The sequence below is a fragment of the Mesorhizobium sp. genome (assembly GCF_024509055.1).
Lineage (GTDB): Bacteria > Pseudomonadota > Alphaproteobacteria > Rhizobiales > Rhizobiaceae > Mesorhizobium.
This window is the reverse complement of record NZ_JANINM010000524.1, coordinates 11,325-36,865: the sequence shown is the minus strand read 5'-3', so window position 1 is coordinate 36,865 and position 25,541 is coordinate 11,325. Positions and strand designations below refer to the sequence as shown.

Sequence of the window (25,541 nt, the reverse complement as noted above, 5' to 3'; positions counted from 1 at the left end):
GTGAAGTGCCGTGAGGGAAAGGAACCCCGACGACTTTGTCGCCTGAAATCCTTGGGCCGACGAACCGGGAGCCGGCGACATTTGCCTGGCCGGGTCGGTTCGTCCGTTACGCGAGAGTGTAAGCGGTCTTTATCGTGGTGTAGAACTCCGCTGCGTATCGTCCCTGCTCTCGAGGACCATAGGACGATCCCTTACGACCGCCGAATGGCACGTGAAAGTCGACGCCAGCCGTCGGCAGGTTGACCATGACCATGCCTGCCTCCGAATTGCGCTTGAAGTGCGTGGCGTGTTTCAGGCTTGTTGTCGCAATGCCGGACGACAGCCCAAAGTCTGTGTCGTTGGCGACAGCAAGCGCCTCATCATAGTCCTTCACGCGAATGACCGCGGCAACCGGGCCGAAGATTTCTTCCCTTGCGATGCGCATCTGGTTGGTCGCTTCAGTGAACAGCGCCGGCTGCAAATAGAAGCCGGGGGCGTCGCGCTCCAGCCTGTTCCCACCGAACGCAAGCTTGGCGCCTTCGCGCTGGCCAATGCCGATGTAGTCGACGTCCTGTTTCAACTGGCTTTCATCGACTACCGGGCCAATATGCGTGCCGGGCTTCAACGCATCGTCTATCACGAGACTCTGGAGACGCTCCGTGAGCGCTGCGACGAAGCGGTCGTGGATGCCTTCGGTCACGATGAGGCGAGACGAGGCGGTGCAGCGTTGGCCCGTAGAAAAGAAGGAAGAATTGGCCGCCGCATCGACGGCGACAGGGAGGTCGGCATCGTCGAGGACTACAAACGGATTCTTGCCGCCCATCTCGAGTTGGAATTTGCGGTTGTGCTCGATCGAAGAAAGAGCCACGCGCTTGCCGGTGCCGATCGATCCGGTGAACGTCAGCGCATTGACGTCTCCGCTCTCGAGAAGCGCCTGGCCGACGACGCTTCCACGGCCCATGACGAGATTGACGACGCCGGTGGGCGCGCCTGCGCGATGAAGGATGTCGACGAGCGCCCACGCGCAGCCGGGCACAAGATCGGCGGGCTTCAGCACGACGGTGTTGCCGTACGCCAGGGCGGGCGCGATTTTCCAGGCCGGGATTGCGATGGGAAAGTTCCACGGGGTGATGATGCCGACAACCCCGAGCGGTTCGCGGGTGATCTCCACTCCGATCCCCGGCCGGACGGAAGGCAGCGTCTCCCCGGAAAGACGCAGCACCTCGCCGGCGAAGAAATCAAAGATCTGGCCGGCGCGCGTCACCTCTCCGATCGCCTCGGCAAGGGTCTTGCCTTCCTCCCGGGCAAGCAGCGATCCCAGTTCCAGTTTTCGCGCCATGATTTCGTCGCCGGCCTTCCTGAGGAGAGCGTGCCGTTCCAGAATGGGCGAACGCGACCAAGCGGGGAAAGCAGCTTTCGCCGCGGCGATGGCGGCTCTCGAGTCGTCGGCGGTTGCCCGCGCATAGTCGCCGACCACGTCATGCGTGTTTGAAGGATTGATGTTCGGCGAAGCTTCGCCACCAAGCCACTCTCCGGCGATCAAATTCTGATGCAGCATAGGGTTCCCTTCCTCGTTCCAGTCAGCCCGAGCAGACTTCGCGGTCAATGCGGCGGCCCGTGGTGCCGCACGGCCCTGCACGATGGGCACTTCATTTTGTTGACACTTATATGATAAGTGATATATGTAAAGACGGTCAAGCGAGAACTGGCGCGATGCCGTTTCCGAGGGGCGACCACGGGCTTGGTGCATTACCCGCCCTCCAGAAATAGATCAGCATCGCTTATCTATTCAGAATAACAGATAATCATTATTGACTTCTCTGGACCTCCTTGTATGAGACCGGACCCAATCCGTCGAACTTCCTAGGAAAGACAGCGCAATGGTCACTTCGGAATTCAAAGTGGTGCTCGGTGTAATCGGTGCCGACTGCCATGCAGTGGGCAACAAGATCCTGATGAACGTGATCGAGCAGCTAGGCGTCAGCGTCGTCAATCTTGGCGTGATGGTCAGCCAGGACGAATTTATCGACGCGGCCATTGAGACTGGCGCCGATGCGATCCTCGTCTCATCGATCTATGGACATGGTGAAATCGACTGCATGGGCTTGCGGGAGCGCTGTATCGAGCGCGGCATCGGCGACATCCTGCTTTATATCGGCGGCAACCTCATTGTTGGTAAGCGCGATTTCGACTCGATCGAGAAGCAGTTCAAGGCCATGGGCTTCGATCGCGTCTTCAGAGCGGGTGATGATCTGAAGATGTTCGTGGACATGCTCAAGGGCGAGATCGTGCAGAAACGTGCTAAGGGGCGGCCGGAGCAGGTCGCGGAGCTCTGCAAAGCCTGATGAGACTCATCTCGGTAGATATCGGCTCCACGTGGACCAAGGGCGCCGCCTTTGTGCTATCGAGCCCGAATGAGTTGCGCGTCGCCAAACGCGCTGCCCATCCGACTACGGTGGATGACCTCTCCCGCGGTTTCAACTTTGTATTTGACGCATTGTCTGCGGATGGGGAGCACGATGAGCTTTTCTATTCCTCCTCTGCCAAGGGTGGTCTGGCGATAGCCGCAATTGGCATTGTACCCGACCTCACCGCGGAGATGGCCAAGCTGACGGCGTATTCGGCCGGGGCGAAGATTACGCACAGCTTCGCTTACTCGCTTAGCGCCGCAGACATTGAAGCGCTTCGCAATTCCAACTCCGACATCATCCTGCTTGCGGGCGGAGCAGATGGAGGAAATGCGCATTACCCGGTGGAGAATGCCCGAAAGCTTGCCGATGCCGGCTTGGCCGCAACCATTGTCTTTGCAGGGAATCGTGACGTTCGAGATGACGTTGAGCGCATTCTGGATGGGCAGGACCTTGTTTGCGTCGAGAATATACTGCCCGGGTTGGATAACCCCAATCCAGAGCCGGCCCGTGCCGCGATCAGAGAGTTGTTTCTCCAGAGAATAACCAAGGGAAAGGGCCTCGATAGGATCGTCGCCCATACAGGTCGCGAACCTTCGCCTACGCCTTACGCCCTTTTCGAATACTGCCGGAACATCGCCGAGCTCGCCCCGGAATTCGGCGAGTTCGTCATGGTCGACATGGGCGGTGCCACAACCGACGTCTATTCGGTACACGAGGAAAAAAATCAGGCGGGCACGGTGCGCCGCGGACTGCCGGAGGCCAAGGTGAAGCGGACGGTTGAGGGCGATTTAGGCATGCGCGTCTCTGCCCGCTCGGCAGCAGTGGCCGCGCGGAAACTGGACCCATCCGAAAGCCTCGGACCGGATTCAGCCTTCTCTGTCTATGTTGACAGGGTTTCGAGGGCTCCGGAAACGCTGGCCAGGAGTCTCGATGAACAGAAGTTCGATACAGTGCTCGCTAGCGCAAACCTTGCGCATTCCCTGATGCGTCACTCCGGTCGTGCTCACCAGGTCTGCACTGTGGAAGGATTGGTCAACGTTCAGGTTGGCCGCGACCTCACCGATGTTCCGCAGATCATTGGAACTGGGGGATACCTCTCGGCGACGGCCGACTTCCGGCCGCAAAACAGCCTTTCGTCCCTAACGGCTGACGAATATGGGAAGCGCGTTCTGGCTCCGCTAAGGGCCCGATACCTCCGCGACCCCGAATACATTCTTCCGCTTCTGGCAAACGTGGCCGCCGCCCACCCCATGGCAGCAGTCCGGGCAGGTCTTAGCGCCCTGGTCGAGAACAACTGAAACCCCCAAACCCTTTCGACGGTTCGTTCCATGACACTCCCGATTGGCGGTATGATCGAAAACAAGAAGCTTCCCCGATCCGCGTACGAATCGGAAAGGTACGGCGTGCTGCGGTCGTGGCCCACCGGCCAGGAAGTGAATTTCGCCGAAGCCATCCAGCGTCATCAACAAATGACGGAGGCGAAGAAGTTTTCGGTTGCGCTGGCGCGAGCCGAAGCGACTGGCAAGACACTTTTGCAGCCGCGCGCTGGCGTAGCCCTTCTGCGCGAGCACACAAAGCTTCTCCAGGATCTTTCTCCCTTTTGCGATGTCCTTCCGACAACGGTTGATGCCTATACCAGGCACAATCGGTACCAAGAGGCGGAGAAGGGGATCGAGCGGTCCAGAGCCGCGGGGACCTCTCTCTTGAACGGCTTTCCTCCGGTGAACCACGGTGTTCCCGGCTGCCAGCGGTTGGTCGACAGCCTGGAGAAGCCAGTCCAGGTTCGTCATGGCACTCCGGATGCTCGCCTGTTGGCGGAGATCACGTTGGCCGCGGGATTCTCCAGCTTCGAGGGCGGCGGGATTTCTTACAACATTCCGTACTCGAAGAGCGTGCCGTTGGATAGGTCGATCCGGCACTGGCAATATTGCGACCGTCTCGTCGGCCTCTACGAAGAGGAGGGCATCAGGATCAACAGGGAGCCGTTCGGTCCCCTCACTGGAACGCTCGTACCCCCTTTTGTCTCCCACACTGTCGCCCTTATCGAGGGGCTTCTGGCGCTGGAACAGGGCGTCAAGTGCATCACGTTGGGATACGGCCAGGCAGGCAACCTGGCGCAAGACATCGCTGCTATCCGGTCATTGCGCAGGCTCGCGAAGCATTACTTCGCAGAATTTGGCCACGAGGATTACGCGCTCTCGACGGTGTTCCATCAGTGGATGGGCGGCTTCCCCGAGAACGAAGCCCAAGCCTATTCGGTGATAGCGCTCGGCTCCGCAGCCGCGAAGTTCGCGGGGGCGACGAAGATCATTGTGAAGACACCCCACGAGGCCGCCGGCGTGCCGACCATGGAGGCCAACCGCGCCGGGCTCCAGGCAACGGCGCAGATGATCAACATGATCGGCGATCAGAAGCCGTTGGAGACCGACGAGATCACCCAGGAAATAGCGGTCATCGAGCGAGAGGTGCATGCGGTGATGCGCAAGGTCATCGAACTCGGCCAAGGCGATGTTGCGCGGGGCGCCGTCCTGGCGTTCGAAGCGGGCGTCATGGACATTCCCTTTGCGCCGGCCAGCGTCAACGCCGGACGAATGACGCCAGTTCGCGACAACCACGGCGCGATCCGGGTCTTCAGCAAGGGTGACATTCCGCTCCCGGAAGACATCGTGACGTTCCACAAAGACAAGATCGCCGAACGCGCCGCGACCGAGGGCCGTCAGGCATCGTTTCAGATGGTCGTGGACGACGTTCGCGCCATCTCCGCGAGCAATTTGATTGGTCGCCCGTAACGCGCCCACGCTGCACCAGGATACCAGAGCACTCGCATGAAGATCACCGAAGCACTGTTCACGCCCGCCCTGTCCTCGTTTTATTTTGACGACCAGGCGGCGATCAAGGCGGGTGCCGGGCAAGACGGCTTTACCTACGTCGGCAAAGCCAAAACGCCCGGGTTCGACAGAATAAGGCAATCAGGGGAAGCAGTGAGCGTTCTTCTGAAGCTTGAGAACGGCCTTTGGGCAGAGGGCGACTGCGCTGCCGTGCAGTATTCGGGCGCCGGCGGACGCGATCCGCTCTTCACGGCCTCTCGCTACATTCCATGGATGCAGGAAGTATTGCGGCCGCTGCTGATAGGCCGGGACGTCGGCGAGTTCGTCGCCAACGCGCGCTTCTTTGACGAGCTGGAACAGGACGGCAAGCGGATCCACACCGCAATCCGTTACGGATTGTCCCAGGCGCTTCTGGATGCCACCGCGAAGGCGTCGGGGCGGCTCAAGGTCGAGGTCGTCTGTGACGAGTACAATCTGCCGATTGACCTGAACCCGCTCGCCCTGTTCGGCCAAAGCGGCGACGACCGCTATAACGCCGTCGACAAGATGATCATGAAAGGCGTCGACGCGCTGCCACACGGCTTGATCAACAACGTGCCCAGCAAGCTCGGACGAAACGGAGGCAAGCTGCAGGAGTACATGACCTGGCTGACGCAGCGCATACTCCTGCTGCGAACAGACACCAGCTACAAGCCCGTTCTCCACGTCGACGTCTACGGGACGATCGGCATAATTTTCGGAAACGATCCGGACAGGATCGCCCCCTACCTCGCGGCGCTCGGCGAGCGGGTCTCTCCCTTCGAGCTCTACATCGAAGGCCCGGTCGACGCGGGGAGCAAGGCAGGCCAAATAGCGCTGCTGAAGAAAATCCGCGAGGCACTTCGCGTCCGCGGCAGTGCGGTCAAGATCGTGGCGGACGAATGGTGCAATACCTACCAGGACATCGTCGAGTTCGTCGACGCCGGGTGCTGCGACATGGTGCAGATCAAGACGCCGGACCTGGGCAGCGTCCATAACACCGTGGAGGCAGTCCTGTATTGCCGGGAGCACGGAGTCGAGGCCTACCAGGGCGGCACCTGCAACGAGACTGACGTTTCGGCCAGAACCTGCCTGCACGTCGCCCAGGCGTCGCGGCCGCAGCGTGTCCTCGTCAAGCCTGGCATGGGCTTCGACGAAGGCATGACTATCGTGGCGAACGAGATGCGGCGCAATCTGGCGATCCTCCAGGCGAAGAGCGCGAGTGCTGGGGCGAGGCCATGAAGCCGACCGGAAACCAGGCGGGCTCGACCGCACAGCGGGAAATCAAGGTGCTCTCGCCGACAGCGATTCTCGGCTACGGCTTTCCAGAGGCGTCCTTCGAAGCGGGCCTGGCCCACGATCCAGATGTCATCGCAGTCGATGCCGGATCGAGCGATCCCGGCCCGTACTATCTGGGGGCTGGGGTGTCGTTCACCGACCGCGCGGCGGTGAAGCGCGACCTTCGGCTCATGCTGCGCGCCGCGAGGGGGCGGGACATCCCGTTGTTGATAGGCAGCGCCGGTGGCTGCGGCGCCCGGCCCCATCTCGATTGGACCGTTGACATCGTTCGAGAAGTCGCGACCGAAGACCAGCTTCAAGGATGCCTGGCATCGATCCCCGCCGATATCGAGAAGGCGGCCCTTTGCGATGCCTTGGCCCGCGGCAAGGTGGATACACTCCCCGGAGTGCCTGCAGCGACTCGCGAGACAATCAACGCCAGTACGCACATCGTAGCTCAGATGGGAGAGGAGCCGCTTCTCGATGCTCTTGCGCGTGGGGCGGATGTCGTCGTCGCCGGGCGCTGCTACGATCCGGCTGTCTTCGCCGCCGTCCCGATTGCGCGCGGCTTCGACCGCGGGCTAGCTCTGCACATGGGCAAGATTCTAGAATGCGCCGCCATCGCCGCGACGCCAGGCAGCGGCAGCGACTGCATGCTCGGCACGTTGTCGGAAGACAGCTTCACGCTTCAGGCGCTTTCTGCAAGTCGACGCTGCACAGTGGCATCGGTTGCGGCGCACACGCTTTATGAGAAGAGCGATCCATATCACCTGCCCGGCCCCGGCGGCGCGCTAGACCTCACGCAGACGCGGTTCGAGCAGTTGGACGAGCAGCGGGTGCGCGTTTCCGGCAGCCGTTTCGTGCCGTCGCGCCCCTACAGAGTGAAGCTCGAAGGTGCCTCGCCTGCCGGTTGCCGTACCGTCTCGATCGCAGGTGCCCGGGATCCGGTCTTCATTTCCCAGGTCGACACGATCATCGACGGGGTTCGCCGCCGCGTCGCTGACAACTTTTCCCATGTCCCCGACACTGCCTATCAGCTGATCGTTCGCGTCTATGGCAGGGATGGCGTCATGGGCGAACTCGAGCCTCTGAAGACGATCACCTCGCATGAAATCTGCCTCGTGATCGAAGCGGTGGCCGAGACCCAGGCGCTTGCAGACACGATCTGCGGCTTCGCCCGGGCGACGATGCTGCACTTCGGCTATCCTGGCCGCATCTCGACGGCCGGCAATCTGGCCTTCCCTTACTCGCCGTCGGATTTCAAGGCCGGACAGGTCTACGAATTCAGCCTCTACCATCTGTTGGAAGTGGATAGCCCTCGTAGCCTGTTTCCCGTCATCGAGATTTCCGAACTGCAGGGCAAGCTACCATGAAGGGCACTCTCGCGGATGCGGCACTCGTAGTGCGCAGCAAGAACGCCGGGCCGTTCGAGCTGACGCTCGATGTCATCTTCAAGGAACGGAGAGCCTTCGAACGGGCACGCGACACCCAGTTGATCAACAAGGGGCTGATCAGCCGTCTCTATGGGGTTCCGGAGGAAGACGTTCTTGATATCGTGGCCTTCGAACCAGCGAACGCCATAAAGGCGACTATCAAACGACGCCTCCCGTCGGCGGCAGTTGGCGAAACCGATGTCTATGGGGCGCAGCAGCATGCGCCTCTCCTCGGCGTGCCCTTCGATCCCGAAGCGTAGATCCGCGATGGCTGAGATCAGGGAAGCAGACTTCATAGACAGCATTGCCGAGGCGCTGCAGTTTATCTCCTACTATCATCCTCCGGACTTCATCCGCGGCTTGGCCGCGGCCTACGAACGGGAGGAAAGCGCATCGGCAAAGCAGGCCATCGGGCAAATCCTGATGAACTCCCGGATGTGCGCCGTTGGACGACGGCCCATTTGCCAGGACACGGGCACTGCAAACGTCTTCGTCAAGCTCGGCATCGGAGCCCGAATCCTTACCGGGCGGTCTTTGCAAGATCTCGTAGACAAGGCAGTGCGCCGCGCCTGGAAGGCCAGCGACAATCCCCTCCGCGCCTCGATGGTGCATGATCCCCTGTTCGGGCGCGTGAACAGCGGGGACAACACGCCTGCGATGGTGAACGTAGAGCTGGTTGCGGGAAGCAGGGTGACCGTCGACGTTTCGGCAAAGGGCGGAGGCTCGGAGAACAAGGCCAAATTCACGGTCCTTGATCCCGGTGAATCCATTGCGGACTGGGTCGTGCGAACGGTAGAGACGCTAGGGGCGGGATGGTGTCCGCCGGGCATCCTCGGGATCGGTGTCGGCGGCAGCGTCGACAAGGCCATGGCGATGGCGAAGGAATCCCTCAACGAGCCGCTGGATATGCTGGATATCAAGCGCCGGGGCCCGGGCTCAAGGATTGAAGAGCTGCGGCTGGAGATTTTCGAGCGGGTGAACGCGCTCGGAATCGGCGCGCAGGGCTTGGGGGGGCTCACGACCGTCCTGGACGTCAAGTTGCGTTCTTTCCCCACCCACGCGGCATCGCTGCCTATCGCGCTCATTCCGAACTGCGCGGCGGCCCGCCACATCCATTTCGAGCTGGACGGCTCGGGTCCTGCGCGTTTCGACGCCCCAAACTCCGATGACTGGCCCAATGTCGTGCTGGAGCAGAGCGCGGCTGCAGCCCGCCGCGTCAACCTCGACCGCCTCGACGATGCGGAGATCGCTGCCTGGCGGCCCGGCGAGACGCTGCTGTTGTCGGGTACCCTCTTCACAGGTCGCGATGCCGCGCACAGGCGAATGGTGGAGACGTTGCGCGCCGGCGAGAAGCCGCCCGTCGATCTCCAGGGGCGCGCCATCTACTATGTCGGCCCTGTCCAGCCAGCAGGCGGTGAGGTGATCGGTCCGGCGGGTCCAACCACGGCGACGCGCATGGACCGCTTCGTCGAAGAGATTCTGTCCGGGACCGGGTTGCGAGTGATGATCGGGAAAGCTGAGCGGGGTGCGGAGGCTATCGAGGCAATCGCCCGCCACAAGGCTGCCTATCTGATCGCGGTCGGCGGTGCGGCCTACCTTGTCTCGAAGGCTGTCAGGACGGCTGAGGTTGTCGCCTATGCCGACCTTGGCATGGAGGCGATCTATCGCCTGCGCGTGGAAGACATGCCGGTGACGGTCGCAGTCGACAGCCGCGGAACTTCGATCCATGCCATCGGCCCGAGGGAGTGGCGCCGCAATTAAGTCCAACGCCCGGCTAGCCTTACGCCCATTTTTCGAACCTCTTGAAGAGGGTCCGCATCAGCCCGGGACCTTCATCCTGCACGAACTCCTTGAAGCTCAGCGCAGCTGGACTGAGTTTCTTGCCCTTTAGGTGCAGCACGTACCATTCGCGCATCGTCGGCATGCCGTCTGCCGCGAGGATAGCCAGCTTTCCGGCTTCGAGCTCGAGTGCCACCGTGTGGGCAGAAATGAAGGCGATCCCCATATCGGCCATGACGGCCTGCTTAATGTTCTCATTGCTGTCCATCATCGACGCGTTCGGCAGCGGCAGCTTTTCACCGAGAAAGTAGTTCTCGTGCACCATTCGTGTCCCGGATCCCTCTTCGCGAACGAAAAAGGTCTGATGTGACAACTCTCGCCGCGAAATCATCTTCCGCTTCGCCAAGGCGCTGGCTGGGTGTCCTATGAGGACATACGGATGTTTGGCGAACGGCCGCGCCTCGACCTCGATCCGCTGCGGCGGGCGCCCCATGAGAGCGATGTCAATTTGATTGGCCTCCAGGCGTCTGATGACGCCTTCCCGGTTCGCAATGGTCGTTTCGATGACGACGTCCGGGTGCCTTCGGCGGAACTCCTGGAGCAAGTGCGGTCCAAAATTTCTGGACGTGGTTACCATCGCCACGCGCACCAGGCCATTCAGCCGGCCTTGCAGGGCGCTGAGGGCACTTTGAGCCTCGTGCAGCGCCTCGGTCATCCGCTCAGCGTATGGAATGAGCGCCGTCGCCGCGGCCGTTAGCTGTATCGACCTGCCGTCCTTCTCGAAAAGCGGAGATCCAAGTGCCTCCGAAAGCTTGGCCATTTGCATGGACACCGCTGGGGGAGACAGGTCCAGCTGTGATGCAGCGCGCCAGAAACTGCGGTGTTCCACTGCAGCCAGGAAGATTTGCAGCTGGCGGAGCGTGACCCGCTCGAAAAGATCAGCCACGGATGCACCCGCTCCATCAGTTGACGCACGCCGTCCGCCGCCAGACGCTCCTTTCGGTTATCATTTGCGTTGGATTGAGTCACTAAAGCTTATCGATGCGAAGCTTGATGATCGTGACGGCTCAGCCATCCAGGCGTGGAAACCGGAATGCCCGGTCGAGCCGCCGCATCGGCTCCGCGGCGGCCGCGTCCTGGGCGGGCGGCGCATTTACGTCCGGGCTTTTCCTTCCGATACCCGCACTATGGCAAGATGCCCTCGGGACTGGCCCCGATTATGTTCCGGCTTCGCCTGAACCGAGTAGGCTGCAAGCACAGCCCTCAGCCCGATCGGCCGGTAAGCCGGCGCGAGCTCGCGTCGGTCCCGACCGCCTTTGATTATCGCCAATGCAGGCGCCATCTCGGTTTGAGCCATTGGATTCTTGCCTTGGGGACCTCAGTTTCGCCAGCCGCTTAGGCCTTTGGCGGCCTTGAGCGACTTCGCGCGACACCGCGCAGCAGGATCACGGGACATGCTTAACCATCGTGCCGCCGCCCGCCGCCTGGTCGGTCGGAAACACCTCGACGCGCGAGACGTCGACGAAGCTTGGCAGGTCGATCACGCTGGTCACGATTGTCGCGATCTGTTCCGGCTGGATGGGCCGATACCCGTCGTAGAGTACAGCCTGGGCCTGGTTGTTTGGTATCGACGTCCTGTATAGCCCAGTCTGGACCCGGCCTGGAACGATCTCGCTAACGCGGACCGAGGTGCCCAAGAGGTCGCATCTCAGGTTGTCGCAGAACAGGCTGAGGCCTGCTTTGGAAGGGCCATAGGCGGCCATCGCCGGGTAAGGCGCCTGCCCGCCGCTCGATCCTATGTAGATCAGATGCCCCCTTTTGCGGGAAACCATCCCCGGCAGCAGGGCTCGGGTCAGATGCATCGGTGCCTTGAGGTTGACGTCGATCATGGCATCGATCTCGGCAGGATCGATCTCAAAGAAGGTCGCCCGGCTAGAAAGGATGCCTGCATTGTTGATGAGAATGTCGATGTCCACGCCCGCCAGCGCCGCGGCAATCGTTCCCGTCTCGCGGACATCCGCCCGAACAGGAAGGGCGCCGCATAGGTCTGCAAGCTCGCTGAGCTGATCCTGGTTGCGCCCCACGGCGTAAACCCCAAGGCCGCGCTTCCTAAGGGCGAAAACGATCGCCCGACCGATACCGCTCGTGGCCCCGGTTACGACGGCTGTGCGATAGGGTGCAATCGCGTCAGACATAGATGTATCCGCCGCTGATCACGACGTTTTCACCCGTGGCGTAGGTGTTTCGGGCGCTCGCCATCATGACGATCCATTGCGCCATCTCGACTGGCTCCGCTGCGCGGCCCAGTGCGCTGGCCTTGGCTAGTTCAGGGAGGAACCCAAGCTCCTTCGCCCTGTCGGTGGCGAAGCCCGCCGGCGCGACCGAGTTGACCAGGATTTGATCCTTGGCGCATTCCTGGGCAAAGGACTTGGTGAGGCTCACGACTGCCGCCTTGGTCGCGGCGTAGTGAGCGTTTTGCGGATGCGCCTTGAAGGCGTCCACCGAGGTTACGTTGACGATGCGGCCTGTCACCTCGGGCGGGCTGACGAAATCCCGCATGTGCCGAACCGCGGCGACCATCATGTGGTACGTACCCTTGATGTTGATTGCGTTCTCCAGGTCCCATTCGTCATCGGTGATGTCTAGAATCGCCTTGCGGGGATAGATTGCGGCGCTGTTAACAAGGGCATGGATGCGCCCGAGCTTGTCCACGATCTCGTTGAAGCCGCGATGGGCGGTTTCGGCCCTCGATATGTCGGCTGCCGCCGTCGCCACATCGGCCCCAAGTTCCCGCAGGCTCTGGGCGGAAGAGGCCAGAAGAGTTTCGTTCCGATCGATCAGACCGATTTTTGCAGCCCCGTGAGTGATCATAAGTTTCGCGGTCACTAGGCCGAGACCGGAGGCGCCGCCGACGATAATCGCAGTCTGGCCCTGCATCGAGAAATCCCCTATCGAATGCGAGATTGGTATGTTATCACTTATATGCTAACTTGAGATTAGCACAAGAAATTTCTTCGCGGATGCCGAATGATTCCCTGCCTTGCCTCAGACAGAGAGGAAATCCTCGCGTCACCGGGTATCTTCGAGCGGCTGACCGAGGCAGGCTTCCGGGGCGAGATCGCGACCGGCGCCAGCGTTAGGGCCGTCTACTCCACAGACAACTCCATCTATCAGGTCATGCCGCAAGGCGTCCTTTTCCCCCGAGGCATTGAGGACCTGGAGGTCCTGGCGCGGATTCTCTCCGAGCCCGCATTCGGCGATGTCTCGATTGCGATGCGCGGTGGCGGCACAGGCACAAATGGTCAATCCCTGACCAAAAGCCTGGTCGTGGACTGTTCCCGGCATATGACCAGGATACTTGAGATCGATCCGATCCGGCGCGTCGCCCGAGTTGAGGCCGGCGTGGTCAAGGATCAACTCAACGCTGCTCTCAAGCCCTATGGGCTATTCTTCGCGCCGGAATTGTCGACCTCAAATCGCGCAACGATCGGAGGTATGGTCAGCACGGACGCGTGCGGCCAAGGGTCATGCCTATACGGCAAGACCAGCAACCACGTGATCGGGTTGCGGGTAGTGATGGCGGACGGCTATACACTTTGGTCAAGACCCGTCGACGAAGGTGGGCTGCAGGCACTCAAAGCGATGCCTGGTCTCATTGGCGAGGCTTGTCGCGTGGCTGACCGCGTCGAGCGCTCACATCGAGAGTTGATCGCGCAAACGTTCCCTAAGCTGAACCGATTCATGACGGGCTACGATCTTGCGCATCTTCGACGCGAGGATGGCCGCTTCGACCTCAATGCGCTGCTTTGTGGATCGGAGGGCACGCTCGCAATGCTCGCCGAGGCGGAGCTCAATCTATTGCCGATCCCGCCTTATGCCGCCCTGGTCAACATCCGCTATGCCGATTTCAACGGTGCGCTGGAGGACGCTCGCAACCTCGTGGCTTTGAGCGTGGCATCGGTGGAGACCATCGATGAAAAGGTGCTTGGCTTGGCCAGGGCCGATGGCGGCTGGCCGGCGATCGCGCGGTTCTTTCCGATTGAAGCATCCGGTGCCGCAAACGGCATCAACATTGTCGAGGTGCTGGCCGACGACCAGGAGGAATTGTCCCGCAAGATTGCGGCGGTCGAGAGCGGCCTGTTGGCTTCACCTTGTGAGGCTCGCGGCGGCCATACCATTGCGCGCCATGGCGGCGACATCGATGCGATCTGGGCGATGAGAAAGCGTGCAGTTGGCCTGCTAGGGGGCGCGGAAGGCTCGGCGCGGCCGGTGGCTTTCGTCGAGGACACTGCCGTTCCTCCGGAAAATTTGGCGGCCTACATCCGTGAATTCCGTGAGCTTCTGGATGCGGAAGGGCTGGAATATGGAATGTTCGGTCACGTGGATGCCGGGGTCCTGCACGTCCGGCCCGCCCTCGACTTGACCCGCCCGCAACATGTGTCGCTGGTAAGGCGCGTTAGCGATGCAGTAGTCGCGCTTACACGCAAGCATGGCGGCATCCTGTGGGGAGAGCACGGCAAGGGACTCCGCTCGGAGTACGTCCCCGCATACTTTGGCGATCTGTATCCGGCCCTGCAGGAAATAAAGAGAGCTTTCGATCCCCGCAATCAGATGAATCCAGGCAAGATTTGCACGCCCGGTGACGATTCGCTGGCCAAGATCGATAGCGCGCCTCTGCGCGGAGATTTCGATCGGACGATCGCCCAGGGAATTCGGGGCGCATACGACAACGCGGCCAATTGCAACGGCAATGGCGCTTGCTTTGATTACGACGCGACCTCCGTAATGTGTCCGTCCTACAAAGGTACGCGCGATCGGCGTTTTTCTCCGAAGGGCCGGGCATCCCTGATGCGGGAGTGGCTTCGCCTACTGGCAGTCCAGGGGGTCGATCCGCTCGATGAGGCCAAGCGCCATCGTGCAACGAATGGTCTTGGCCGTTTGGCCGTCAGGGCATGGAACACGATCAATCCAGCCAATCGATCCGACTTTTCGCACGAGGTCCGCGAATCCATGGACACTTGCCTGGCCTGCAAGGCCTGCGCTGGACAATGTCCTGTGAAGGTTAGCGTGCCCGCGTTCCGCGCAAAATTCCTCGAGCTTTACTACGGGCGGTACCTGCGGCCGCTCAAAGACCCGGTCGTTGCGGCAATAGAGACCACGCTGCCGATGGTGGCCCCGTTCAAGCCGCTCTACAACGCGCTCGTTCGTTCAACGCCGGGGAAGTTTGCAACGCATTTGATCGGCCTCACTGCGCTGCCGTCCATGCCTTCGGTCCGATTGAAGCGAAGCCTCAAGCAACGTGGTTGCGCAATCGCGACGCGCGAACGGCTGCTTGCCTTGCCGGCTGGAGATCGCTCGCGTGCCGTAGTGTTCGTGGCGGATGCGTTCACGAAGCATTTCGATCCTCAGATTGTCCTCGACATCGTGGACCTAGCCTCCTCCATGGGATTCCTGCCCTTCCTGTCAGCGCCGTTGCCAAACGGCAAGGCAATGCATGTCCACGGCTATCTAGCCGCCTTCGAAAAGGCCGCGACGAGAACGGCGCGCTACCTGCAGGGTCTCGAAGAGACTGGCGCTACCCTCGTGGGCATCGATCCTTCGATGACGCTGACATACCGGGGGGAATATGCCAGTCTCGGGTCGATCCCGCCCCGGGTTCTTCTGCCGCAAGAGTGGCTGGTCGATAATGTCGACAGGCTTGCTCCGGCACAGAAGAGCTTTTTTGGCCGCTATCTTTTGCTCGGTCATTGCACTGAACGCACGAACGCTTCCGAGGCGTTCAGGCTATGGGCGAGGATTTTTGCGAAGCTGGGCGTTGATCTGAACGTTGCTGAGATCGGGTGCTGCGGAATGGCGGGAACCTTCGGACACGAGGTGCGAAACCGTGCGCTCTCGCAGGAAATCTATGCGATGAGTTGGCCGGCGGCACTCGATGGTGCGGGAACTGACACCGTCCTGATGGCGACGGGGTACTCATGCAGGTCGCAGGCAGCACTTCTAAGCAAACGCAAGATGTTGCACCCTGTTCAGGCGCTGAACATGTTGATTAACGGCAATCCGCCGGGATTGCCAGTAGCATGATATGTGATAAGTGATATGATGCTGTCTTTGATTGGGCAGTGGAGGATGTATTGTCGTCCGTTATCACGCAGCGAGGCAACCTAGCCGAAATCGTCGTAGCACAGCTCGCGGGACGTATCGAGTCGGGTCTGTATCCGCCCGGCGAGAAGATACCCTCAAGCGCGCAGCTTTGCGAGGAGTTCGGTGTCAGCCGCACCGTGATACGTGAAGCCCTGACCTCATTGAAGGTGGCCGGCAAGGTGACCTCCAGGCAGGGAGCTGGCGTCTACGTCACCGATCGCGACATCAAGGCCCTAAGCTTCGAGATCAGCCGCATCGAAGATATCCGGTCCGCGATGGAGATCCTTGAGCTTAGACTCGGGGTGGAAATGCAGTCCGTCGCGCTGGCAGCATCCAGGCGTACTCCGGATGCTTTAGCGGATATAGCGCGGGCATTCGACTATCTCGACACGCTGGAGACCAATGACGTGGAAGTCGAGGCCCGTGCCGACTTCGATTTTCATCTCGCGATAGCCCGTGCCACTCGCAATCCACACTTCCCGAACTTTCTTGAGGCAGTGTTCCGCGAGATCAATTTCGACCTTGTGCTCAAGCACCGCCAGTCGACGCCAACGTCGAAGGGCTACCTGAAAAAGATCAACAAGGAACACTCCGCAATTCTGGCGGCGATAACCCAAGGCGATGCCAAAGGTGCTCGGAACGCCCTGGCGCTTCACCTCGAGGAAAGCCTGAACCGCTACCGCGGCATGCTAAACGAGCCGGCGACCTCTGAGGTCGAGTAAGCGCCAAACGCCCTTCTCTTTTCAGTGCCCTGCGCAATGAAAATGGCGAAGGGAGAGGCTTGACTTTTCCGCAAATATATCACTTATCATATAAGTGCCAAGATTGCATTGGGCGCTGCCGGCGCCTCTCGCAGGCTGGCTTGCCGTGACTGTAGGATCCCGGCCGCGGGATGCTGCGCGGGACTTAGGGCGCTCAATGTCCGCCCATGTGCCTGTCGGCTAATCATTGAAGGTGTTCCACGCTGGGCCAGGAGCTGAATTCACAATGAGAAATGGCGGATCGGTCTTAGTCGAAAGCCTGCTCGCACTCGGGGCGTCGAAGGCGTTTGGCGTTCCAGGCGAAAGCTATCTCGCCGTCCTTGACGCGCTGTACGACACGCAGGGAGCTCTCGATTTCGTCCTTTGCCGAAACGAGGGGGGCGCGGCGTTCATGGCTGCAGCCTGGGGCAAGCTGACGGGCAACCCGGGCCTCTGCTTCGTGACACGTGGACCGGGCGTGACCAATGCATCGATCGGCGTCCACACAGCAATGCAAGACAGCGTGCCGATGGTCCTGTTCGTCGGGCAGGTAGGCACCGATATGAAAGGCCGCGAGGCGTTTCAGGAGATAGACTATCGCGCAGTCTTCGGGACGATGGCGAAATGGGCCGTCGAGATCGACAGCGTGGAGCGCATCCCGGAAATCCTGGGGCGTGCCTGGGTGACTGCGACGACGGGACGGCCGGGGCCCGTGGTGGTCGCCCTTCCAGAGGATATGCTGACCTCGCTCACTGACGTCGCCCCGCTGTCGGGATCGACCAAGGTCGCCGAGGCCGCGGCCGCGCCGGAGGCGATGGACGAAGCACTTGGTCTGCTTGCGGGGGCCAAAAGACCGCTTCTCCTGATCGCCGGAGCCAACTGGTCGCAAGCCGGAAAGAGGGCCCTCCAGTCATTTGCCGAAGAATCCGATATCCCGGTAGTTGCGGCATTTCGATATCAGGACCAAATCGACAACTTCTCGCCCGCTTACTGCGGCGAAGCAGGCGTGGGGATGCCGCCGCACGTCAAGGGTCTAGTCCGAGACGCGGACGTGATCCTTGCGATCAACACCCGTTTTGGAGAGATGACGACGGACGGCTACACGCTGCTTTCCGTACCCGAGCCTTCGCAAACCCTGATCCACGTCCACGGTTCCGACCGCGAAATCGGAAAGGTGTACCAGCCGACGCTTGGCATACACGCAGGACCGAACGCGTTTGCAGCCGCGCTCAGGCCCGTCAAGGGGGCGTGGGGAGAATGGCGAAGCAAGGGTCGCGCGGCGTGGGAGGCAAGCTTCGAGGCGCCCGCCCAGCCGTCGCCTGTCGACATGGTCGCCGTGACCGCGCACCTTCGCGCCGCGCTGCCGGAGAACGCGATCCTGACCAACGGCGCTGGCAATTTCACCGTCTGGCCGAACAAGTTCTTCAAGTTCGGGCCGAAGGCTCGGCTGCTGGCTCCGCAATCCGGCGCCATGGGCTACGGCCTCCCTGCGGCCGTCGCGGCCAAGGTGGCTTTTCCTGAGCGGGTGGTTGTCTGTTTTGCTGGCGACGGCGACTTTCAAATGAACTGTCAGGAGCTAGGGACCGCTATGCAAGCAGGTGCCCAGCCAATCGTGCTCATCCTGAACAACGGAATCTACGGGACGATCCGCGCGCATCAGGAACGCAACTACCCAGGGCGCGTGTCCGCAACGACGATGGAGAACCCTGACTTTGCAACGCTCGCCCGCGCCTACGGCTATCACGCCGAGCGAGTGGAGACGACGGCGGACTTCCCCGAAGCGTTCAAGCGGGCGCTCGACTCAAAGACGGGCGCCGTGCTCGATCTCAACATCTCACCCGAGGCGCTTACGCCGCGCCAGACACTGAGCCAAATGCGGGCGGCTGCGTTCGCTGCGAAGGAGAGCGCCCAATGAGCCAGACAAACCGACTCGGGGCCGACATCGGTGGAACCTTCACCGACATTGCGCTGGATTGCCGGGGGAAAATGTACTCCACGAAGGTCCTGACCAACTATACCGCCCCAGAGCAGGCGATTCTGGACGGGATCGAGATCGTGCTGCGCGACGCGGCCATCGCCTGGTCGGACCTGGATATAGTTATCCACGGCACGACCCTGGCCACGAACGCCTTGATCGAGCGACGCGGGGCCCGCACAGCTTTGGTGACCACGGAGGGATTTCGTGACGTCATCGAGATGCGCACGGAGAATCGGTTTGAGCAATATGACCTCAACCTGCGCCTGCCGAAGCCACTGATCCCGCGGGAGGATCGGTTCGTCGTGAAGGGACGGATCGGCGCCCAGGGCCAGGAGCTGCAGCCCTTGGATGAGAGGGCTTTGGAAGAGATAGCCGACACCATCGCCGCCGAGAGTTTCGGCGCCGTCGCTATCGGCTTGATTCATTCCTACATGAACCCGGCTCATGAACAGCTCGCGCGCGAGATCATCGCCGCAAAAGTCAAAGCGCCGATCTCGATCTCCTCTGAAGTCTCGCCTCAGATGCGCGAGTTCGAGCGCTTCAACACGGTTTGCGCAAACGCCTATGTCAGGCCTCAGATGGCCGACTATCTTAGCCGGCTTCAGACGCGGCTAAAGGATATGGGCGCTCACTGCCCGGTCTTCATGATTCATTCGGGCGGCGGACTAATCTCGGTGGAAACGGCCGCCGAATTTCCGGTGCGCCTCGTCGAATCGGGTCCTGCCGGCGGTGCAATATTCGCCGCCGACGTTGCACGGCGCTTCGGCTTGGAAAAGGCCGTCAGCTACGACATGGGCGGCACTACGGCGAAGATCTGCCTGATCGAGGATTACGCCCCCAAGACAGCCCGGACCTTTGAAGTCGCTCGGACATATCGCTTCTGCAAGGGGTCGGGCATGCCGATTTCCATCCCGGTCATCGAGATGATCGAGATCGGTGCGGGCGGCGGTTCGATCGCTTGGGTAGATGCCATGGGGCGCATTCAGACTGGGCCTGAAAGCGCGGCTTCCGAGCCCGGTCCGGCCTGTTATCAACGAGGTGGCGAACGCCCTGCCATCACGGATGCCGATCTTGTTCTCGGAAAGCTCGACCCTGACAATTTCGCGGGCGGCGCGATCAAGCTCTCCGTACCCAACGCCGAAGCCGCTATTGCGCACGACGTCGGTGACAGGTTGAAACTTGACGTTCGGTCGGCGGCCTTTGGCATCTGCGAGGTCGTGGACGAGAACATGGCCAATGCCGCGCGCGTCCATGCGGTGGAGAATGGCAAGAACATTTCCGACAACATCATGATCGCTTTCGGCGGCGCGGCCCCGCTACATGCGGCAAGGCTCTGCGAGAAGCTCGGCATCGACCGCTGCCTGATCCCCCCTGGCGCTGGCGTTGGGTCGGCAATCGGCTTCCTGAAGGCGCCTTTCGGCTATGAGGCGCTGGCTTCGAAAATCACCAGGCTATCGACATTCGATCCCGCTGAGGTCAATGCGATGCTGAGCGACCTTAAGGCGAACGCCGAGGGGTTCGTGCGGGCCGGAACCGACGGCCGTATCCTTCGCGAGATCACCGCCTTCATGCGCTACGTTGGCCAAGGGTGGGAGATTCCAGTTGCGCTTCCTGACCGTGCGTTCACGCAAGCCGACGCGGCGATGCTGAAGGAGCTTTTCCGCGAAAACTATGCGCGCTTCTTCGGCAGGGCGATCGATGGTCTGGAAGCATTGGAGATCGAGATCGTCACCTGGTCGGTCAAGGCCGAGGATGAGCGGCCCGCGCCGGCGCACTATGAACTTACCTGCGGGGACAGCGAGGCCCCGGTGCCGACGGCGCGAGCGGTCTTTGACCCTGCGAGCGGTTCGGCTCGCTCGACGGGCATTCTTGATCGCACGACCCTGCGAGCGGGCGAGCGAGCGAGCGGACCCGTGGTGATCGTGGAACGCGAGACGTCAACTGTCGTCACGTCTCCCTTCGATGTCGTCATGCAAGACGACGGCAGTCTTCTCCTCGTACGCAAGGATATCGCGGCATGACTGACTCGCTTGACGAAATCCGCATGCAGGTCATGTGGAACCGCCTGATCTCGGTTGTCGAAGAGCAGGCGCTGACGTTGTTGCGGACTGCCTTCTCGACCTCGGTGCGCGAGGCGGGGGACCTCTCGGCAGGTGTTTTCGATCCCCGTGGGCGAATGCTGGCCCAGGCCGTCACAGGCACGCCGGGTCATGTCAACACGATGGCTGAAGCGGTCCTTCATTTCATGGCCGAAATTCCGCGGGAGCGAATGTACCCCGGCGATACGTACGTGACGAACGATCCCTGGAAGGGGACCGGGCACCTGCACGACATCACCATGGTTTCGCCGTCGTTCCTGGGAGATGCTCTCGTAGGCTTCTTCGCCTGCACGGCGCATGTTGTCGACGTAGGCGGGCGCGGGTTCGGGGCCGACGGCAAGTCGGTCTATGAAGAAGGCATCCAGATCCCGATCATGAAGTTCGCTGAGCGTGGCCAGGTCAACGAGGACCTGGTGCGAATCATCCGCTCCAACGTCCGGGAGCCGAACCAGGTGGTCGGCGACTTCTATTCGCTGGCGGCTTGCAATGACGTCGGGCACAAGCGGCTCGTCGAGATGATGCGCGAGATCGGATTGACTTCGCTTGACGGCCTTGGCGAGTTCATTTTCTCGAGGACCCGGACTGCGACTGCCGAGCGCATTGCCGCGCTGCCTAAAGGCAAATGGGCAAACACGCTTGTTACCGATGGCTACGACAGCCCCGTCAAGCTGGCGGCCGAGGTTCAGATCGCGGAGGATCGCGTAAATGTCGACTTCACAGGGACCGACGCGATCAGCCGCTGGGGCATCAACGTCCCCATCATCTACACCAAGGCATATGCCTGCTACGCGCTGAAGTGCGTGGTGGCGCCTGACATTCCCAACAACTGGGCATCGCTCGACTTCTTCACCATCTCCTCGCCAGTGAACATCCTGAACGCCGAGCGGCCAGCCCCGGTAAGCCTGCGCCATGTGATCGGGCACATGGTGCCCGACCTCGTGCTCGGCGCTCTGGCGCAAGCGCTGCCGGGCAAGATCCTCGCCGAAGGCGCTGCCGCGCTGTGGAACATCCATATTTCAGCCCGGCCAGTGCCCGGAGAACAAGGCCGCAAGGCCGAGATCCTGATGTTCAATTCGGGGGGCATGGGCGCTCGCCCGGAACTCGACGGCCTTTCTGCCACTGCCTTCCCCTCCGGCGTGATGACGATGCCGATCGAAGCCACCGAGCATACCGGACCGATCGTGATCTGGCGCAAAGAGCTGCGGCCGGATTCGGGCGGCGACGGGCAGTATCGCGGGGGACTCGGCCAGGTCATCGAGATCGAGGCTCTGCCAGGGCATGAATTCGACTTCTCGGCCATGTTCGACCGCGTCAACCATCCGGCCAAGGGCCGCGATGGGGGGAAGGACGGAGCAGCCGGGGTAGTCGCGCTCGACGACGGGACGAAGCTAAGGCCCAAGGGCTGGCAGCATGTTCCGGCCGGCCGGCGGCTCGTGCTTAAGGCGCCGGGCGGCGGCGGGTACGGCGATCCGGCTTTGCGGCCGGACGCGGCTCGAAAGGAGGACCGCTCCAAGGGATACGTCACGGGAGAGGTGAAATGAGCTACGTAGCGGCCCGGCTTTCGGCGGTGAAGCCATCGGCTTCGATGGCGGCATCGCAAGCGGCGAAGACATTGCGCGCAACCGGGATAGACGTCATCGATCTGGGACTCGGTGAACCGGACTTTCCGACCCCACGGCACGTAATCGAGGCGGCCCACAAGGCCGCGTTGAACGGAGAGACCCTTTACACCGCGGCCGCAGGAACGCCTGCGCTCAGGAAGGCGGTCGCGGACAAGTTCCGGCGCGAGAATGGCCTCGACTACGGACCGGATGACATCGTGGTCGCAAACGGGGCGAAGCAGATCATCTTCAACGCGCTTATGGCGACGCTTGGCGACGGCGACGAGGCGATATTGCCCGCTCCCTATTTCGTATCCTACCCGGAGATGGTGAAGCTGCTCGGCGGAGTGCCAGTAATAGCGGAATGCCCCTCACAGTCGGGGTTCCGATTGACGCCGGAGGTGCTCGAGGCATCGATCACGCCGAAGACCAAGTGGGTTTTCCTCAACATGCCCGGCAACCCGTCGGGCGCAGTCTATTCGGCGGACGAGCTGAAGGCGCTTGGCGCGGTGTTGGCGAAGCATCCTCAGGTTCTGGTGCTGTCGGACGAAATCTACGAACACATCATTTTCGACGGGCGCGAATTCGTCTCTTTCGGAGCGGCCTGCCCGGAACTGAAGGACCGGACACTGATCGTGAACGGCGTCGCCAAAGCCTATGCGATGACCGGATGGCGCGTCGGCTACGCCGCCGGACCCGCGCTGCTCGTCAAGGCGATGAACACGGTGCAAAGCCAGTCCTGCACTTCAGTCGCGGCACCCATGCAGGCGGCTGCGCTGGCCGCGCTGACCGGGCCGCAGGACTGCGTGCAGCAATTCCGGGATGCGTTCGAGCGTCGCCGGGACCTTGTCGTTGCCGGCGTGGCGAAGATTAAGGGCCTGTCATTGCTTCCGCCTGAAGGGGCCTTCTACGCTTATATCGGATGCGGCGGCCTGATCGGCCGGCGGTCGCCGAAAGGCGAGGTTCTTGCCGACGACGTAGCGGTATCGAACTATCTCCTGGCGGAGGGCCACGTGAGTTCGGTTCCGGGCGCGGCCTACGGTCTGTCCCCCTTCTTCCGCATCTCGACGGCGACATCCGACGAAGTACTTGAAGAGGCGATCGCGCGCATCGGACGCGCAGTGGCTCTGCTCAGGTCGGCCGAGGCCGCTGAATGAGTACTCGTTTCGATACCATCCTGCTGACCGGCGCAGCCGGCCGCCTCGGAACGCACCTCCGCGCGGGGCTTGCTCCGCTGGCGCTCCGGCTTCGCGTTGCCGATCGGGTGGAAATAGCTGACCTCAGGCCGAATGAAGAGGCGGTCACATGCGAGCTCGGCGATGCCGACGCGGTGCTGAGGATGACCGAAGGCGTCGACGCCATCGTGCATTTCGGCGGCGCGCCGCTCGAGACATCCTGGGAGACAATCCTGGATGCTAATATCCGCGGCAGCTACAATGTCTATGAAGGCGCCCGCAAGAACGGCGTCAAGCGGGTGGTCTACGCGTCATCCGTGCACGCGATCGGCTACCACCGGATCGAGGACCACATCGACGCCAGTGCGCCCCACCGACCGGACAGCCTCTACGGCGTCTCCAAGTGCTTCGTCGAGGATCTCAGCCGGCTCTACTGGGACAAATTCGGGATCGAGTCGGTCTGCTGCCGGATCTTTTCGTCATTCGACCAATTCACCGACCGCCGGATGCTTTGGTCGATGCTCACCTTCGACGATTGCGTCAGGTTGGTCGAGGCGTCGCTTACCGCCCCGCGCGTGGCCCACTCCGTCATCTTTGGCATCTCGAACAACCGACACAAAATGGTCGACAACAGGCTCGCCGCCCATATCGGCTTCATTCCTCAGGACAGTACAGAACCGCACCGCGCCGAGGTCGAGGCGCGGCTGCCGCCCGCAGATCCGGACGCACCCGCGGTTCGCCACCTTGGCGGCTGGTTTGTCAATCTTGGCCATCCCGACGACGAGGGCAAGCAATGAAGGACCGCTATGACGTTGTGATCGTCGGGGGCGCCGTTATCGGGTCCGCGGTCGCCTATTTCCTGACAGCGAACCCTGACTTCAAGGGCTCGGTGCTCGTGGTCGAGCGCGACCCAACTTACCTGCGAGCGGCAACCTCACTCTCATCTTCCTCAATCCGAACCCAGTTCTCAAATCCGGTCAATGTGAGGATCAGCCAGTTCGGCAGCGAATTCATCCGCAATTTCGCTGAGACAATGCAGGTGGGCGACGACAGGCCGGACCTTGGCTTCCATCCGGGTGGATATCTCTTTCTTGCCAATACGGATGAGCAGGAAAGGACGCTGCGCGAGAACCACGCCGTTCAAATCGGCTGCGGCGCCGACGTGGTGCTCTGGGAGCGCGCTGAACTGGCGCAGGCCTTCCCGCATCTCAACGTGGATGACATCCGTCTCGCTTCCTACGGACGGTCGGGCGAGGGCTGGTTCAACAACACTGGCCTAATGTACGGCTTCCGAAACAAGGCCCGCGAGCTTGGGGCGGAGTTCATCAAGGATGAGGTCGTTGGGATCGGCCGCGAGGGCGACCGGGTGACCTCAGTGACGCTTGCCTCAGGTGCCACGGTTTCGGCCGGAACGATCGTCAACGCGTCGGGACCTCGCGCGGCCCTCACTGCGCGCATGGCTGGGCTCGACATTCCGGTCGAGCCGCGCAAGCGCACAATATTCGTCTTCGACTGTGCGACGACGCCGGAAGGGACCGCGAACGTCAACGCCGGCCGTCTTCCGCTTATGATTGATCCCAGCGGTGTTTTCTGTCGGCCAGAAGGCAAGTTTTTCCTCTCTGGCTGCCCTCCCATCGAAGACCCAGCGGCTGATTGGGACGACTTCGAGCCGCGTTACGACGAGTTCGAAACGATCATTTGGCCTGCCCTGGCCGAGAGGTCCCCTGCCTTTGAGGCGATCAAGGTCGTGAACCAATGGGCAGGCCACTATGACTTCAATACGCTCGACCACAACCTCGTCGTCGGCCGGCACCCTGAGGTCGCCAATTTCATCTTTGCCAACGGCTTTTCGGGCCACGGGCTTCAACAGGGCCCCGCCGCGGGCCGCGGGGTATCGGAACTGATCACCTATGGCTCTTACCGCACCCTCGATCTTAGCGAGGTGGGGTTCGAGCGTATTGTCGAGAATAGACCGTTTCTAGAGAGGGCCGTGATTTGACAGAGGCTGCGCGTAATGCGTCGCCCGATTGGAAACGCGCCGGCGGCGCGAAGCGACAACAGGCTCACGCCCTGACTTCGCG

The 25,541-nt window shown here is 61.6% G+C and carries 19 protein-coding genes; 15 read left to right on the top strand and 4 right to left on the bottom strand.

Annotated features, from left to right (window positions below; translation table 11 throughout):
* Positions 1–106: 106 nt before the first annotated feature.
* Entirely contained in the window at positions 107–1,537 is a 1,431-nt protein-coding gene (locus tag Q0L57_RS31265; RefSeq protein WP_296746953.1) for an aldehyde dehydrogenase family protein, read from the bottom strand.
* 322 nt (positions 1,538–1,859) lie between these two features.
* Here Q0L57_RS31265 and glmS point away from each other — a divergent pair, with 322 nt between their 5' ends.
* The 7 genes from glmS to Q0L57_RS31230 are packed head-to-tail and all read left to right on the top strand — an operon-like array spanning position 1,860 to position 9,708.
* On the top strand, positions 1,860–2,324 hold the full coding sequence (gene glmS, locus Q0L57_RS31260; RefSeq protein WP_296746952.1) for a methylaspartate mutase subunit S: 465 nt from the start codon (positions 1,860–1,862) through the stop codon (positions 2,322–2,324).
* On the top strand, positions 2,324–3,688 hold the full coding sequence (locus tag Q0L57_RS31255) for a glutamate mutase L (protein WP_296746951.1): 1,365 nt from the start codon (positions 2,324–2,326) through the stop codon (positions 3,686–3,688). The genes glmS and Q0L57_RS31255 overlap by 1 nt, the downstream gene beginning before the upstream one ends.
* A 51-nt stretch (positions 3,689–3,739) precedes the next feature.
* Positions 3,740–5,179 carry a methylaspartate mutase subunit E gene (locus Q0L57_RS31250; protein ID WP_296746950.1) on the top strand — a complete coding sequence of 480 codons (1,440 nt, stop codon included), beginning with the start codon at positions 3,740–3,742 and terminating at the stop codon, positions 5,177–5,179.
* A 36-nt stretch (positions 5,180–5,215) separates the two neighbouring features.
* Positions 5,216–6,478: a methylaspartate ammonia-lyase gene (locus Q0L57_RS31245; protein WP_296746949.1), complete on the top strand. Its 1,263-nt coding sequence runs from the start codon at positions 5,216–5,218 to the stop codon at positions 6,476–6,478.
* A complete protein-coding gene (locus Q0L57_RS31240) occupies positions 6,475–7,887 on the top strand; it encodes an acyclic terpene utilization AtuA family protein (protein ID WP_296746948.1) in 1,413 nt (470 codons plus the stop codon). Before Q0L57_RS31245 ends, Q0L57_RS31240 begins: the two co-directional genes overlap by 4 nt.
* Complete coding sequence (locus Q0L57_RS31235) at positions 7,884–8,207, top strand: DUF4387 domain-containing protein (protein ID WP_296746947.1); 324 nt, start codon at positions 7,884–7,886, stop codon at positions 8,205–8,207. Before Q0L57_RS31240 ends, Q0L57_RS31235 begins: the two co-directional genes overlap by 4 nt.
* A 7-nt stretch (positions 8,208–8,214) precedes the next feature.
* Entirely contained in the window at positions 8,215–9,708 is a 1,494-nt protein-coding gene (locus Q0L57_RS31230) for a fumarate hydratase (RefSeq protein WP_296746946.1), read from the top strand.
* A 19-nt stretch (positions 9,709–9,727) separates the two neighbouring features.
* On the opposite strand, the gene Q0L57_RS31225 is transcribed toward Q0L57_RS31230, so the two are convergent.
* The 3 genes from Q0L57_RS31225 to Q0L57_RS31215 form a co-directional block, all read right to left on the bottom strand.
* Positions 9,728–10,672, bottom strand: coding sequence for a LysR family transcriptional regulator (locus tag Q0L57_RS31225; protein ID WP_296746945.1), 945 nt, complete (start codon positions 10,670–10,672; stop codon positions 9,728–9,730).
* A 499-nt stretch (positions 10,673–11,171) separates the two neighbouring features.
* Positions 11,172–11,921, bottom strand: coding sequence for an SDR family oxidoreductase (locus tag Q0L57_RS31220; RefSeq protein ID WP_296746944.1), 750 nt, complete (start codon positions 11,919–11,921; stop codon positions 11,172–11,174).
* The gene (locus tag Q0L57_RS31215) at positions 11,914–12,663 is read right to left on the bottom strand and encodes an SDR family oxidoreductase (RefSeq protein ID WP_296746943.1); all 750 of its coding nucleotides are present in this window, start codon (positions 12,661–12,663) and stop codon (positions 11,914–11,916) included. Before Q0L57_RS31215 ends, Q0L57_RS31220 begins: the two co-directional genes overlap by 8 nt.
* Positions 12,664–12,753: 90 nt before the next feature.
* Between Q0L57_RS31215 and Q0L57_RS31210 the strand changes: the two genes are divergently transcribed.
* From Q0L57_RS31210 to Q0L57_RS31175, 8 genes are all read left to right on the top strand, one after another.
* Entirely contained in the window at positions 12,754–15,807 is a 3,054-nt protein-coding gene (locus Q0L57_RS31210) for an FAD-binding and (Fe-S)-binding domain-containing protein (protein WP_296746942.1), read from the top strand.
* Positions 15,808–15,857: 50 nt separating this feature from the next.
* Positions 15,858–16,589: a FadR/GntR family transcriptional regulator gene (locus Q0L57_RS31205; protein WP_296746941.1), complete on the top strand. Its 732-nt coding sequence runs from the start codon at positions 15,858–15,860 to the stop codon at positions 16,587–16,589.
* 265 nt (positions 16,590–16,854) lie between these two features.
* Positions 16,855–18,522: a thiamine pyrophosphate-dependent enzyme gene (locus tag Q0L57_RS31200; protein WP_296746940.1), complete on the top strand. Its 1,668-nt coding sequence runs from the start codon at positions 16,855–16,857 to the stop codon at positions 18,520–18,522.
* The gene (locus Q0L57_RS31195; protein ID WP_296746939.1) at positions 18,519–20,606 is read left to right on the top strand and encodes a hydantoinase/oxoprolinase family protein; all 2,088 of its coding nucleotides are present in this window, start codon (positions 18,519–18,521) and stop codon (positions 20,604–20,606) included. The genes Q0L57_RS31200 and Q0L57_RS31195 overlap by 4 nt, the downstream gene beginning before the upstream one ends.
* Positions 20,603–22,225, top strand: a complete 1,623-nt coding sequence (locus tag Q0L57_RS31190) for a hydantoinase B/oxoprolinase family protein (RefSeq protein WP_296746938.1) — start codon at positions 20,603–20,605, stop codon at positions 22,223–22,225. Before Q0L57_RS31195 ends, Q0L57_RS31190 begins: the two co-directional genes overlap by 4 nt.
* Entirely contained in the window at positions 22,222–23,442 is a 1,221-nt protein-coding gene (locus tag Q0L57_RS31185; protein WP_296746937.1) for a pyridoxal phosphate-dependent aminotransferase, read from the top strand. The genes Q0L57_RS31190 and Q0L57_RS31185 overlap by 4 nt, the downstream gene beginning before the upstream one ends.
* The gene (locus Q0L57_RS31180; RefSeq protein ID WP_296746936.1) at positions 23,439–24,257 is read left to right on the top strand and encodes an NAD(P)-dependent oxidoreductase; all 819 of its coding nucleotides are present in this window, start codon (positions 23,439–23,441) and stop codon (positions 24,255–24,257) included. The genes Q0L57_RS31185 and Q0L57_RS31180 overlap by 4 nt, the downstream gene beginning before the upstream one ends.
* A complete protein-coding gene (locus Q0L57_RS31175; RefSeq protein WP_296746935.1) occupies positions 24,254–25,459 on the top strand; it encodes an FAD-binding oxidoreductase in 1,206 nt (401 codons plus the stop codon). The genes Q0L57_RS31180 and Q0L57_RS31175 overlap by 4 nt, the downstream gene beginning before the upstream one ends.
* The last annotated feature ends 82 nt before the right edge of the window (positions 25,460–25,541 follow it).